This window comes from Alkalicoccobacillus gibsonii, from assembly GCF_016798245.1.
In the GTDB taxonomy this organism is placed as follows: Bacteria; Bacillota; Bacilli; order Bacillales; family Bacillaceae_D; genus Alkalicoccobacillus; species Alkalicoccobacillus gibsonii.
Genome location: NZ_JAEUZA010000003.1, coordinates 290324 through 303099, shown reverse-complemented (window position 1 = coordinate 303099; position 12776 = coordinate 290324). Strand labels below are relative to the sequence as shown.

The 12776-nt window shown below is 42.2% G+C and carries 12 protein-coding genes; 3 read left to right on the top strand and 9 right to left on the bottom strand.

Features of this window, described 5'->3' with window-relative positions; translation table 11 throughout:
* Nucleotides 1-149: 149 nt before the first annotated feature.
* Entirely contained in the window at nt 150-380 is a 231-nt protein-coding gene (locus JNO66_RS13095; RefSeq protein WP_210340875.1) for a hypothetical protein, read from the top strand.
* Nucleotides 381-450: 70 nt separating this feature from the next.
* Here the strand turns inward: JNO66_RS13095 and JNO66_RS13090 are convergent, their stop codons facing one another.
* Together JNO66_RS13090 and JNO66_RS13085 are read right to left on the bottom strand one after the other, a co-directional pair.
* On the bottom strand, nt 451-1911 hold the full coding sequence (locus JNO66_RS13090; RefSeq protein WP_246483276.1) for a tagaturonate reductase: 1461 nt from the start codon (nt 1909-1911) through the stop codon (nt 451-453).
* Between the two features lie 23 nt (nt 1912-1934).
* On the bottom strand, nt 1935-3428 hold the full coding sequence (locus JNO66_RS13085; RefSeq protein ID WP_203088795.1) for a UxaA family hydrolase: 1494 nt from the start codon (nt 3426-3428) through the stop codon (nt 1935-1937).
* A 206-nt stretch (nt 3429-3634) separates the two neighbouring features.
* Between JNO66_RS13085 and pelA the strand changes: the two genes are divergently transcribed.
* Nucleotides 3635-4642 carry a pectate lyase gene (pelA, locus tag JNO66_RS13080; RefSeq protein ID WP_203088794.1) on the top strand — a complete coding sequence of 336 codons (1008 nt, stop codon included), beginning with the start codon at nt 3635-3637 and terminating at the stop codon, nt 4640-4642.
* Nucleotides 4643-4690: 48 nt separating this feature from the next.
* On the opposite strand, the gene uxaC is transcribed toward pelA, so the two are convergent.
* The 5 genes from uxaC to JNO66_RS13055 all read right to left on the bottom strand — a co-directional run bounded on the left by uxaC (nt 4691) and on the right by JNO66_RS13055 (nt 9816).
* Nucleotides 4691-6109, bottom strand: a complete 1419-nt coding sequence (uxaC, locus tag JNO66_RS13075) for a glucuronate isomerase (protein WP_203088793.1) — start codon at nt 6107-6109, stop codon at nt 4691-4693.
* A 118-nt stretch (nt 6110-6227) separates the two neighbouring features.
* Entirely contained in the window at nt 6228-6986 is a 759-nt protein-coding gene (locus JNO66_RS13070) for a DeoR/GlpR family DNA-binding transcription regulator (RefSeq protein WP_203088792.1), read from the bottom strand.
* 213 nt (nt 6987-7199) lie between these two features.
* On the bottom strand, nt 7200-8210 hold the full coding sequence (locus JNO66_RS13065) for an ABC transporter substrate-binding protein (protein ID WP_203088791.1): 1011 nt from the start codon (nt 8208-8210) through the stop codon (nt 7200-7202).
* 15 nt (nt 8211-8225) lie between these two features.
* Nucleotides 8226-9047, bottom strand: coding sequence for an ABC transporter permease (locus JNO66_RS13060; protein WP_273753293.1), 822 nt, complete (start codon nt 9045-9047; stop codon nt 8226-8228).
* Nucleotides 9010-9816, bottom strand: a complete 807-nt coding sequence (locus JNO66_RS13055; protein ID WP_203088790.1) for an ABC transporter ATP-binding protein — start codon at nt 9814-9816, stop codon at nt 9010-9012. The genes JNO66_RS13060 and JNO66_RS13055 overlap by 38 nt, the downstream gene beginning before the upstream one ends.
* Before the next feature lie 230 nt (nt 9817-10046).
* Between JNO66_RS13055 and JNO66_RS13050 the strand changes: the two genes are divergently transcribed.
* Entirely contained in the window at nt 10047-11162 is a 1116-nt protein-coding gene (locus JNO66_RS13050) for an NADH-dependent flavin oxidoreductase (RefSeq protein ID WP_203088789.1), read from the top strand.
* Nucleotides 11163-11216: 54 nt separating this feature from the next.
* Here JNO66_RS13050 and JNO66_RS13045 read toward each other — a convergent pair whose 3' ends face one another.
* Complete coding sequence (locus JNO66_RS13045; protein WP_203088787.1) at nt 11217-12188, bottom strand: hypothetical protein; 972 nt, start codon at nt 12186-12188, stop codon at nt 11217-11219.
* 77 nt (nt 12189-12265) lie between these two features.
* Complete coding sequence (locus JNO66_RS13040; protein WP_203088785.1) at nt 12266-12682, bottom strand: DUF4188 domain-containing protein; 417 nt, start codon at nt 12680-12682, stop codon at nt 12266-12268.
* Nucleotides 12683-12776 lie beyond the last annotated feature (94 nt).

The window sequence follows — 12776 nt, the reverse complement described above, 5'->3', positions numbered from 1 at the left end:
CTTCTTGGTTCAAGAAGCTTCTTTCTTGATGCTTTGGAGGTTGGTCTTGGTATTGAGGCGGCTTTCTTGGTTGGACATGATGTGGGCTTGGTGGAGTGGCGGTTGTTCTTGGACTCGGGGTTAGAGTTCTTGCTCTTCTGGCATTCTTCTTGGTAACACGTTCTGTTCTTGGTGTATGGCCTTCGATCCTTGGTTTGGTCTTTCTTTTTCTTACTAAAAAAGAGCTTCTTGGTTCAAGAAGCTTCTTTCTTGATGCTTTGGAGGTTGGTCTTGGTATTGAGGCGGCTTTCTTGGTTGGACATGCTCTGGGCTTGGTGGAGTGGCGGTTGTTCTTGGACTCGGGGTTAGAGTTCTTGCTCTTCTGGCATTCTTCTTGGTAAAGCTTCTTAGCACTCACCTCCTTCCTCAAACTAAACGAAAAAGAACCAACCTCAGCTGGTTCTCACCACTTTAAACTAGGGAGTGAATTCCTTTTTCAAGGTCTGAAGCGACTTTCTTTGTCAATCCTTCTACTTGAGTGAGGTTTTCGCCCCAAATGGCTTCGTTTGCTAATAGGTTGTAAACTGTTTCTTCCAGTGTATCTTCTTTTGCGTCATAAGCTGCCCACACGTCTGATAAGAAGTTTAATGTTTCTTCGTTATCACGTATAACGTAACGCGTACCGTCTCTGTCTCCTGCTAGGAAGGCGCCTTCTTTGCCGACTGGTTTCGTGTATGCAAGTAGTGCGGCTAGACTGAAGGAAAGCTTCTCTGGTAGTTCGACAAACTTGTTTACGTAAGCGAGTAAGCTCGGCACAACTCTTGTTTTAAATTTATAAAGAGGGTTCATGCCAATATCCGTTAACTGGTGCTCGAGAAACGGATTACTGAATCGTTCTAAGACAGACGTCGCGAATGCTTCCTTCTCTTCATCATCCGCATCAACGGTTGGAAGGATTTCGTTGAATAGTCCATCCTTCACAAAGGCTGCTAGTTTTTCATTTGTCATGGATTGATAGACAGTGTCCACGCCTGATAAATAGCAGGCTGCAAACATCATCGTATGCGCTCCATTCAATAGTCTTACCTTTAGCTCACGATAAGGAGTGGTGTCGCCCCACTTCACATTCAATCCTGCTTGATCAAATGGTAGCTTTTTGGCCACATGCTCTGGTGCATCGATAACGAATAAGTGGTAAGGCTCTCCGACTGTTAATAGGATATCATCATATCCTAGACGCTCTCTAAAGTCTTCTTCCTCACCTCTAGGGAATCCTGTAACAATACGGTCTACAAGTGTATTACAGAAGAGATTTGCTTCTTCTACCCATTGTTTAAAGTCATCCGATAGATTCCAATCATTAATGAGCTTCAAGACAATTTCTTTTAATAGATCCCCATTCCCTTCAACGAGTTCACATGGAACGAGTGTAATTCCCTTGTTTGTATCTCCCTCAAAGGCTTTATAGCGTTCATATAAGAAAGCTACAATCTTTCCTGGAAAGGATAAGGGAGAGCTGCTCTTATCGAAAGATTCTTGATGATACGTTAGGCCAGCCTCTGTTGTATTAGAGAACATAAATTCAATATGAGGTGATCTAGCAAGCTCTAGTACTTCGGACCAGTTGTTGTAAGGGTCAATGCCTCTTGAAATGGATTGAATAAGCTCTGCGCGGTTAACGGTTTCTCCATTTTCAACACCTCTTAATACAGAAGTATAGAGTCCATCCTGTGCATTAAGCTTTGGCACAACCTTCCCGTGGGGCGTCGGTTGAATGGCAACCACTTTTCCATCGTACAACCCCTTTTCATTAAGCTGATGAATCATCCAATCAACAAAGCCACGGAGAAAATTCCCTTCCCCTACTTGAACGATCGTTTCCTTTAATTGATCTGTTGATTGATTCACATGCTCACTTGATAGTTTCTTCAACTCCAAACCTCTCACCCTTTCCTTTATAGAATAACCCCGTCTTTGAATAAGGCAATTTCTTTAAATCCGTGCTTTTCGTTGTGTGTTCTGACATCACCAGAGGCTAGATCTAAGACATAATCCAACAATTCCTCAGATACATCCTCCATTTTCTTACCTTGAACCAATTCACCCGCGTTGAAGTCAATCCAGTTTTTCTTTCTTTCAAAAAGTGGTGTGTTTGTTGACATCTTAACAGTCGGAACTGGCCCGCCAAATGGTGTTCCTCTACCTGTTGTAAAGAGAACAATATGAGCACCTGATGCAGCAAGTGCTGTTACAGAGACAAGGTCGTTTCCTGGTCCTTGTAGTAGACTAAGACCATTTTTCTTTAAGCGACCTCCATAAGGAAGAACGTCTACTACTGGTGCAAATCCACCTTTTTGAACACAACCGAGTGATTTTTCTTCAAGTGTCGTGATTCCACCTTCTTTGTTTCCTGGAGATGGGTTCTCATAGACAACTTGGTCGTGGCGGATGAAGTAATCCTTGAATCCATTTACCATGTCAACGATTCCTGTAAATACTTCCTCGTCAGCTGCGCGATCCATTAAGATTGTCTCTGCTCCGAACATTTCAGGTACTTCCGTTAATACCGTAGATCCGCCATGTGAAATGAGTTTATCGGAGAAGGTTCCAACAAGTGGATTTGCTGTGATACCAGACAAACCATCTGAACCTCCGCACTTTAAGCCCACTTTCAGTTTAGATACAGGCACGGCTTCTCTTTTAAAAGTCGCTGCATAGGTTGCTAGTTCTTCGATTAAGTCCATTCCCGCCTCTAACTCATCAGACACTTGCTGTACACTTAAAAATTTCACACGATCTGGGTCATAGTCTCCAATTACTTGTTTAAAGGCATCAATATAGTTGTTCTCACAGCCAAGCCCAAGTACTAGAACACCCGCTGCGTTCGGGTGTGCAACTAAGTTACTTAGAATTTTCTGTGTTGCTTGTAGGTCATCTCCAAGCTGAGAGCAGCCGAATGGATGCGGGAAATGAGAGACAGCGTCCACTCCTTCAAAATTCATCTTATCTCCCTGTCTAGCAAGCACTTCGGCGGTTTTGTTAATACAGCCAACTGTGTTAACAATCCAGATTTCGTTACGGATACCGACGTCTCCATTTTTGCGAACATACCCTTGGAAGGTTTTTGGACTCACTTGTTCACTGGTACTTACGGCAACTTCGTTTGGCGTAAAGGTATTGTAGTTAAGCGTCCCTTCAAGTGTTGTTTTAATATTGTGCGTATGAATCCACGCACCTTTTTTAATGTCAGTGGTTGCAAAACCGATTGGGAAACCATACTTGTGTACAGGACTTCCATTCTTAATATCTTCCCGCGCCACCTTATGACCTCGTTTTACATCCTCGAGTAGAGTAATCGATCCAGTGTCTAGTTGAAGCTGTTCTCCAGCTTGATAATCACGTAACACGACAACGACGTGATCGTGTTCATTTACAATAATATAATCCATCTTTTATTACCCCTTTCAACATATAAAATAATTTTCCCAAGTTTATTCTGACAAAAATACATACATTTCTCTTGAATGGAATCGTTTTACGACATTATTATCAGTAATTGAAAGCGCTTACTAACTGTCTATATTATATTCATCCTAAAGGAGGGAAAATAGTAAATTTGATCTATACCAACCAAAAAACGAATGGAGTGATTCTATTGAAAAAAGGTACCTTTCTCTCTCCCATTTTTGCAATCGTCCTTTTGTTTGGACTGTTTACTCCCTCTGTTGCAAAAGCAAACGACGTAGTGACTCAAGCCGAGCATCTATTAACCTGGCAAATGGAACATGGAGGCTGGACAAAGGATTCACCTCACATCTACACCCGCGATTGGGATGGTAGTGAACCAAGGTCGGTTTGGATTTCGAATGGACAAGAGCTAGGAACGGTCGATAATGATGCAACCGTCTCAGAGTTATTAGTTGTTGCCCAAGCATATCAATTAACTGGTGATCAGCGATTCCTAGATAGTGCAAATGCAGCCATCGACTTTCTCTTTAAGCTTCAATATGAAAGTGGCGGTATCACTCAAGTCTATCCTGAGCGTGGCACGCCTTCTGACAACGTATGGTATTCAAATTACGTAACATTTAACGACCAGGCCATGATTAATGTGCTAGAAGTGATGGAGCAAATCGCCAATCAAGAAGCACCGTTTGATGGTGATTTTGGAAATGACGAATTGCGAGCTGAGCTTTTTGATGCGATTGATCTTGGGTTAGATTACATTCTCAAGTCTCAAATCATTTCCCAAGGGAAACCAACTGCATGGGGTCAGCAGCACCACCCTGAAACCTATGAGCCTATGCCTGGTAGAGCCTATGAGCATGTATCAATCTCTGCCGACGAGTCAGTTGGTGTTGTTGAATGGCTTCAAGCACGACCTGACCAAACACCTGAAGTGAAAAATGCAGTTAACAACGCACTAAGATGGTTTGAAAAGGCAAAAGTAAAGAATACTAGATATGAGAGAAGAGTAGAACCTCACTTCTTTAATGAACAAGGTGCACAAACGTGGTATAGATTCTACCAAATCGGTACAAATCGTCCAATCTTCTCAGGTAGAGATGGTGTCATTCGTCACAAGATCATGGAGATCGAAGAAGAAAGACGATTAGGTTATGCTTGGGCTGGCAACTGGCCAGAACGTGTATTAAATAAATAGATTCAAAAAAAGGTCTGTCAATCTTATGTGGCAGACCTTTTTCTTCATTTAACCTAGTTCAAAGTAACGTTCAGCATTGTGGTAGCAGATGTTCTCAATCATTGCACCAATCCACTCATAATCCTCAGGTGCTTCTCCTGCTGCGATCCAGCTTCCAACTAAGTCACACAGCACGCGACGGAAATACTCATGTCTTGTATAAGAAAGAAAGCTTCTTGAGTCCGTTAACATTCCTACAAATGTGCTTAAAATTCCAATACTTGAAAGGTCTTTAAGCTGCTTAAGCATACCTTCCTTCTGATCGTTGAACCACCAGCCAGATCCAAATTGAATCTTGCCTTGTGCTCCACTCGATTGGAAGTTTCCAATAGCAGATGCAATGACTTCATTATAGATAGGGTTAACTGTATAAATAATCGATTTAGGTAGCTGATCTGTTTTTTCCAGTTCATTCAAAAATCCATTTAGAGACTCAGCCATAGGCGCGTCTCCCATAGAATCAAAACCGGTATCTGGACCAAGTTGGTTGAACATGCGCGTATTATTATTACGTGCCGCACCTAGATGCAGCTGCATCGTCCAGTTTAGTTTGTGATAGAGACGACCAAGGAATTGCATCGTGTAAGCCTGGTAAGAAAGTACTTCTTCAGGTGTTACATCTTCCCCGTTTAATGCTTTTTGGAAAACGGACCCAGCTTCGGCTTCTGATGTATTTGTGTATGGAATGGTGTCTATTCCATGGTCAGATAAACGGCAGCCTGCTTCATGGAACACATTTGCACGTTTCTCTAAAGCATTCAGCAATTCTTGATACGAGTTGATCTCTATATCACTCGCTGCACCTAGCTTCTCAACATAGCCTTTAAACAAATCCGTGTTAATGGCTAGTACTTTGTCCGGACGGAAAGCAGGATAGACTTTTGTTTTAAACTCACCGTTTTCTGCAGCTAACTTTTTGTGAGATTCTAATGAATCAATCGGATCGTCCGTTGTGCAGATTACGCTTACATTTGATTGATTGATAATTCCTCGTGTACTCATATCGGAGTCCTGTAGACGCTCATTCACTTGCGTCCAGATTCGCTCAGCAGACTGTTCATTTAACAGCTCGTCAACTCCAAAGTACCGTTTTAGTTCTAGATGTGTCCAGTGATAAAGAGGATTTCCGATTGTGTGCGGAACCGCTTGAGCCCACTTTAGAAATTTCTCCTTGTCACTTTTTTCACCTGTAATATAAGCTTCGTCAATTCCTAGAGCACGCATGCCCCGCCATTTATAATGATCCCCGTGTAACCAAACTTCTGCAATATTGTTATAACGACGATCGTCAGCAATTTCGTGTGGAGATACGTGGCAGTGATAATCTAAGATCGGTTGATTTTTTGCAAATTCGTGGTAGAGCCTTTTAGCTGGCTCGTTAGATAGTAGAAAATCATCATGAATAAACGCTTTACCTGTGGAAATCATCAGTATCTCTCCTTCAAAGGTTGAACGCATTTCGAAGATTTATAGATTACAATTGTTCGAATTCGTTCGATTTGGTTTGATTATATCATGTTGGCGCTTACATCACAATGCTTTCATTTTAGGCTAATTTGATGTGAGGAACTCTCTCTTTAAACGCATCATAAATTGATTCATCCAAGTCAGAATCTGTAATAATCAGATCTAACTGGTCAAGCGTCGCAAATGTCATCAGTCCCGTTTGCTCAAACTTTGTAGAATCTGCAAGCAAAGTGACATGCTTTGCTCGTTTAATCACTGTACTTTTCCAATCGTAGTGAAAGCTATTAAGTACGGTTAGTCCCAGGTCAATGGATACTCCTGTTGTTCCAAGAAATAAACGACTGACATAGAGGTGCGATAATGCTTCAATGGTCTGATTTCCAAACAGTGAAGTGGTTGCTCCAAGCTGTGACCCGCCTAGCATTGTCAGTTGAATGTTTTCTTTGGCATACAGTACATGAGCAATCTCAATGTCATTTGTTATGACAGCTAGTGGAAACTCACCTAACAGCTCTGCAAGTGCATAGGTTGTACTGCCTCCATCTAACAAAATCACTTCATTTGGTTCAATTGTTTTTAGTGCAGCTTTAGCAATCTCTGCCTTTTTATTTTGATGACTCGATTGGCGTTCCTTCTCAGGGAAAAGCCGCTTTTGATCTTGACGAATGACCGCTCCACCATGAACCCGTTGCAATAAATGACGTTTTTCTAATTCTTCCAAATCTAAACGAATGGTTTTTTCTGTGACTTTAAGTAGATCACTAACGACCGATACCTTAAGGGCTTTATGCTTATCGAGGTAAGCTAATAGTTTTTCGTGACGTTCTAATGACAACATGTGTATTCTCCTTTAATGAACGTTCTATCCTTATTATCGAACAATAACGAACATTAGTAAACAACTTTTTGTAGAAAATGTGGTGAATTTCCGCTTCGGGAGAACACTCGCTTAACTTGTCCCATTAAAAAAAGAAAAGCAGATGATTCACTCAATGAATCATTTGCCCAATTTAATCAATTTGTAGTTTTGTCCTAGCTTCCTTTTCTATCGTTACTCGCTATCCTCAACAAACTGCATATCTACCATTTTTTCGTATGAGTACGGTTGGTCGTAAATACCGGTTTTCTTTAGGACATCCATTGTTTTGGCTAATGCTTCTTCTGTAATGATGCCGTCCTTACTCCAATGTTCATCCTTGTATGCTCGGTCTTGCGTAGCTTCAACCTGTTCGTCGCTAAGAGTTGGGAATTCTTTACGCAGGACCTCTTCGGCAAGTTCCGGGTCCCCATAGACTGTCTCAAGTCCACGTAAGATCGCTCGAACAAAGCCTTGAACCTGTTCTGGGTCCTCGTCAATTGTGGATTGCTTCACACTAATCACGGAGTAAGGGTAATCTCCAAGTGATGGAAATCCAAAGAATGGCTCTTCCCAGATTCCTTTGTTTATTCCTTCAGCGATCGTTGGTTCCGCACCATTTGCCATTTGAGATTTCCCTTGTTCAACTAATGCAATGACCGCCGTGACATCCGCAGGTTCCTCAAGCGTTACGTCATTTTCTAAATCAATGCCAAGATCAATGAGTAATGATCTTGTTAATAGGTTTGGACTTCCTCCGTATCTGCTTGCAGCTATATTCTTACCCTTGATAAAATCGGCAAGCTCTTCGTCACTGTCTCCGTCTGGCTGTGTTCCCTTTTCGGCCATGAGATACACATTCGCCCGATTTACAACGTTTGCTACTGCTACAATGGGATCACTATTTCCATCGTTTGCAAGCTCATTTGAGTCAGGTCCAGCAATGTTACCCCATACCTCTCCACTAACGAGTGATGTAACATGTGCCCCTCCGGCAGCTGTGACCATCTCTACATCAAGTCCTTCTTCTTCAAAATACCCCTCTTGAATGGCAATATATAATGGTAAATACCCGGTTAAATGTGCAGGCTCAGCAATAGATACCTTTTCAAGTTCAACCTCGTTACTGCCGCTACAACTAGCAAGTAGTACGCCACATGCAATCATGCATACAATCGTTGCTTTTGACTTTAACGTTCTAAGCATCCGTTCCATACCTCCTTAAGGTTGTTGCCCAATTTTTTTAAGTAGCCATCGTTCGATTAATCCAACAAACCAGTACATGAATAAGGCCAATAGCGAGAGTACCGTTACACCAACCCAAACCAAATCGATATCGAGGATTTGCCCTGCATAAAGAATCATGCGTCCAATCCCTTCTCTTGAAGCTATAAACTCACCGACAATGGTTCCGGCGAGAGCAAGAGCAATATTGATTCGCAGGCTACTGATAATCCAAGGCAATGATGAAGGAATGACTACTTTTGAGAAGACATGTCGTCTTTTTGCCCCAAGTGTATAGAGAAGCTTCTCCATATCGGGATCAATCTGCTTCACTCCGCTATAAGCTGCCAAAGCTGTTACAATGACCGTCATACTAAAAGCGAGAACCACTTTTGAGGAAAACCCTATCCCGATCAGAATTACAAGAACGGGAGCTAATGCTAATTTAGGAATGGCATTAAATGCGACTAAGTAAGGCTCACTAATGACTGCATACAATTTTGACCACCAAAAGGAAAGACCAATCACCGCCCCAATTACAGTTCCAAGCACGAACCCATATATGGTGGCCCCAGACGTAAACAGTAGGTCTTGAATCAATGTGCTCTCTGTTAATTGAAACCAGCCTTTTTCAAGAATGACTGTTGGTGAACTCCAGTAGTATGAATCAACCAATCCAAACCGAACCCCGAGTTCCCAGCCAGCTATAATAAAGATCCCGACCAGACACCTACCTAAAATGGTATAGAAGGAGAACCACTTGCCTGATCCTTCTTCTCCATCACCTGCCTTTTTGTTCTGTTTGCTCACCGCGCTCACTTGGCTCTCCCTCCTTTTCTTCTTGTGAAAGTAAATGGTACAAGGTACGTTTCATGTCTAGAAATTCATCGGTTAACAGATCTTCTCTTTGGCGAGGACGTTTCAGATCAACTTCAAGTACAGCTTTGACTGAACCTGGCCTCGCTGAGAGAACATAGATGGTATCCGATAAAAAAATGGCTTCATCAATGTCATGTGTCACAAACATGATTGTTTTCTCTACATCAGCCCACATCTTAAGCAGCCAGGACTGCATTTGACCTTTTGTCTGTGCATCAAGCGCCGCAAAAGGTTCATCTAATAGCATGATGTCTGCATCGTACAGGAACGTTCGCAACAGAGCCGCCCGTTGCCTCATCCCTCCAGATAATTCACTTGGAAAATGGTTTTCAAATCCTTTTAACCCGTAGCGTTCAAGAAGGGGCAGAGCTTCAGCTATTGCTTCTTTTTTCTTTATCCCTTTTAATTCCAGTCCAAGAATGACATTTTGGATAATCGTACGCCAGGGTAGTAGCAAATCTTTTTGAAGCATATAACCGACCTGACCACTTCTGTTAAGAATACTCTGGCCATCAACGAGCACATCACCTGATGTAGGTGTGGTTAGCCCTGCAATGATATTAAAAAGCGTGGATTTCCCACATCCACTCGGACCAAGTACACTGACAAACTTTCCCTTCTCTATTTGCAGGTTGACCGGTTTTAAAACCTCTGTAATCTGGCCATCCTTTTGAAAGGATTTTCCCAACTCTTTAATACGTAGCTTCACTTTCGATCACCTCCCATGTGGATGCTTGTATCGTTTTATTTCTTTATGCATGACAGTTATTCAGGTGCTTTATCCTATGCAAATGCCCTCCAGTGATGAAGGGTTTTTGCGAAAAAAAGCAAATATGTTGTCATAAGTCCAAACATGAGCAGATGGTTTGCAGAGAATGAGTTAACCACCTAAACTGAGCAAAGGAACAAACAAAATTGAACGAAAGAAGGCTGTTGAAGATGAAGTCAGCTTATCAACCTCTTTTTGAACCATTTACATTTAGAAGCGGTGTACAAACCGAGAACCGAATTATGGTTGCACCGATGACGCACTATAGCTCAAATGATGACGGAACAATCTCGGAGCAAGAGATCCCATTTATTGGTGCTCGCTCAGATGGTCCAGGAATCGTCATTACGGCCTGTGCCAATGTTCACGTAAACGGCAAAGCCTTCCCGGGTCAGCCAGGTATCTATGATGATGCACACATACCTGGTTTAAAAAGACTTGCTGAAACCATTCATGCGAAGGGTGCTAAGGCTGTTATTCAAATTCATCACGGCGGCTTGCAGTGCCCTCCTGATCTAGTACCAAATGGTGACGTATTAAGTGCAAGTGACCTTCCTGAAAAAGGATCTCGTGGCCTATCGGATGCAGAGGTCAAAGAAATCATCGAAGGCTTTGGCTCTGCAACAACAAGAGCGATTAAAGCCGGATTTGATGGAGTTGAAATCCATGGTGCCAATGGCTACTTAATTCAACAATTCTTTTCTCCACATACAAATAAACGAACAGATGCATGGGGCGGAGAGTCCGCATCAGACCGTCTCGCTTTCCCGTTAGCCATTGTTGATGCAGTAAAAAGCGCGGTGGCAACTGAGGGTGCAGAGAACTTCTTAGTAGGGTACCGTTTTTCTCCTGAAGAACCAGAAACACCTGGTTTAACGATGGAGGATACCTTTGTACTCGTTGATGCACTCGCACAAAAAGAACTTGATTATCTTCATGTCTCTCTTATGGAAGCTCATTCAAAAGCACGTAGAGGCGCAGATGAAACAAGAAGTAGACTAAGCCTCATTAAAGAGCGAGTTGGGAAGCAAGTACCAATCGTTGGAGTTGGTTCAGTCCATACACCAGCTCAAGCAGTAGCCGTTTTAGAGGATGAGGACATGGACTTTGTAGCCATCGGAAGAGAGCTTCTGATCGAGCCTAACTGGGTGAACATGGTGAAGAATGGCGAAGAGGCCAACATCCAAACAGTCATTAAAGTTAGTCAAAAAGAAACATATACACTCCCAGAACCACTTTGGAATTTAATTATGAACGCTCGTGGCTGGGTACCTTTTGAGGAATAGAATAAAATGAAAAAAGCGAATGCCCATTTATGATTAGGGCACTCGCTTTTTTGTTTATTCGATCACTTCTGGTAGATCAAACATTCCACGTTCTTCAATATGAAGCTCAAAATCCAAGTCATCCTGAAGCTCTGCAACTCTTGCCTCTGCTTCTTCCATTGTCCGGTAATACCCTTCTTCCACAAATAGTGTTTCATCTTTGGAATGAATGGTTCTGACGTGTTCATTCTCAGTGACATCAAGTTCCGTTGAAAAATTTTGAATATCAGCAACTGTTTCATCAGGAGGGTAAATTGACCTCGTCCTCACAGAAAAAACAGAAGGATGCTCTTCTTTCTCTAGCATTCGAACATCGGTAACGATTTTTCCTGGATCATGCATTTCAAACACTTCATATTCAACGCTTTCAATAAAATAGGAAGCGAGTATCATCATTGAATCATCAAAAACAGGGAGTATATCCATGTAAGAAAAAAGGGCAGACTCGTCAAAACTCGGAAATTCGTCGGCCTGATCACGAATACCATTTAAGGTATAAACCAGCCTGGCAGGATAGTATTCCTGTGCGACTTCAAAATAGTTAGGAATCTTAGCTTGGCCTCTCACTTCTTGAAAATTTCCTTCATACACATCCAGTACCAAGCGTTCAAATCCGTCATGCAGCCCATGATCCATTTCATCGATGACCTTGCCATCGGTAATCTCACCGCCAACAAACAAACCATTTACTACATACTCATCTTCTTTGGTTGTCTTCGCTTCTCGTTCTTCGCTTGAATCAAATCTCTTAAGCTCTTGAACATCCGAATTGTGTTCTTCCGCTTCCACTTCGCTCTCACTTTCAGGAACTTCCGACTCTTCCCCATCCTCCTGATCCTCTTCAATTTCAACAGATGGCTCTTGGACAACTGTTTCGTCACCTGTTTCATTCTCTTCATTTGAAGCATCCGTTTGATCATTGTCTCCACACGCCACTAAACCGATCATCAAGAAACCAGTAAACAGTAAGCCGGCCCGAGTGTTCATCTCATCTCTCCTCGCTTCCTTTGCTTCTGTTTACCCTTTCCCAGAAATTAGTTAGTGTACACATCAAAATCCAGTTCTTATTTCTGTGCTTTCACCAAACCGATCTCAGGCATATTCACAAAAATGGAGTGATACTGATGAGCGGGAACGTTGTAAGCCTCATGAAAAATACCGATGCTGTAGTCAGCGGCTACTCGTTGATTAAAATGCTTCCATGCTTGTAGATGTTTTGGCGACCTGGAATAACTCATAAGCGCCTCTTCCGATTTCCAATATTGAATGAGTGTGACACCGCGCCATGTTAAGTTGAATTCAGAATGATAAAAACCTAGTTCTTGCTTATGCTGGGATAGCTCTGTAAGCATCGGTCTCATCGACATAAATGTTTTAAACCACTTATGTACGGCCCATAGCTTAGTAATCTTAATCCCAATCACAAAGATCGTAATGGGTTGATCGGTGTTCGGCTTCATTCTTCCTTTATGAATGTTCAACGGTCTCCCTCATTCCTCTGATTAGATTGACTTTTGACACATTACCACTTAACCTAAAAACAAACCATCGGTCGGTTCTAGATTAAAGTACCGA